Below are 853 nucleotides of genomic sequence, written 5' to 3' on the forward strand. Positions count from 1 at the left end.
TAGGTTCTGTTGACAAAAGGTCTTTTCAGACTGGCTTGGACGTGATTCAACGTTGGTCTTTGCGGAGACCTGTGGATGCGTGGCGACCTGACGGACGAGGAATGGGCGATCATTGGCGGCCTACTGCCGCCTGAACGTGGCCGCTGGTCACGACCGGCACAGGATAACCGTCTGTTTCTCAATGGAATGCTTTATGTCCTGCGTGTCGGTTGCCCATGGCGGGACATGCATGAACGCTACGGAAAATGGAACTCGGTCTATGTGCGGTTCCGTCGATGGGCAGAACAGGGCGTCTGGGACGCTCTGCTGGAAACGCTGGTTGAACTCGGTCTGACCGATGACTGGCAGCACATGATCGACAGCACGGTCGTTCGGGCTCACAGCCAGGCGGCTGGCGCAAAAGGGGGACGCATAAGGAAGGTTTTGGTCGAAGCCGCGGCGGCTTTACGAGCAAGATCCACGCCCGTGCTGACGGTCAGGGACGCCCTCTTGGCTTCAACCTGACAGGGGGTGAAGTTTCTGATTATTCCGGCGCTGATGCCCTGATGGACCTGCCGGTCGCGACACCGCGCCGATTTCTGGCCGACAAGGGATATGATAGTGATAGGTTACGGGAGAACCTGCTTTTTCGAGGCATTCTTCCTGTTATCCCACCGCGTTTAAATCGCACAGAGGATATTCCCTGCGACTTCCGTCGTTATCGGGATCGAAACCGTATCGAGCGGATGTTTAACAAACTGAAGCAGTTCCGACGTATCGCCACACGATATGACAAGACAAGAAAATCATTTCTCGCCTTTCTTAACCTCGCAGCCGTAAAATTGTGGCTACCGTCTTTTGTCAACAGAACCTA

General features: G+C 54.9%; 1 protein-coding gene. It reads left to right on the forward strand.

Annotation, left to right across the window (positions count from 1 at the left end; translation table 11 throughout):
- Window positions 1–75: 75 nt before the first annotated feature.
- Window positions 76–853, forward strand: a protein-coding gene (locus tag CFR79_RS15500) for an IS5 family transposase (protein WP_220030320.1) whose coding sequence is annotated in 2 segments (ribosomal slippage) — window positions 76–403 and window positions 403–853 — 779 coding nt annotated over the 2 segments. Because the reading frame shifts where the segments join, the coding sequence is not laid out codon by codon here. This gene is flagged as partial in the annotation.

It is taken from the genome of Komagataeibacter saccharivorans (assembly GCF_003207825.1).
Taxonomy (GTDB): domain Bacteria; phylum Pseudomonadota; class Alphaproteobacteria; order Acetobacterales; family Acetobacteraceae; genus Komagataeibacter; species Komagataeibacter saccharivorans.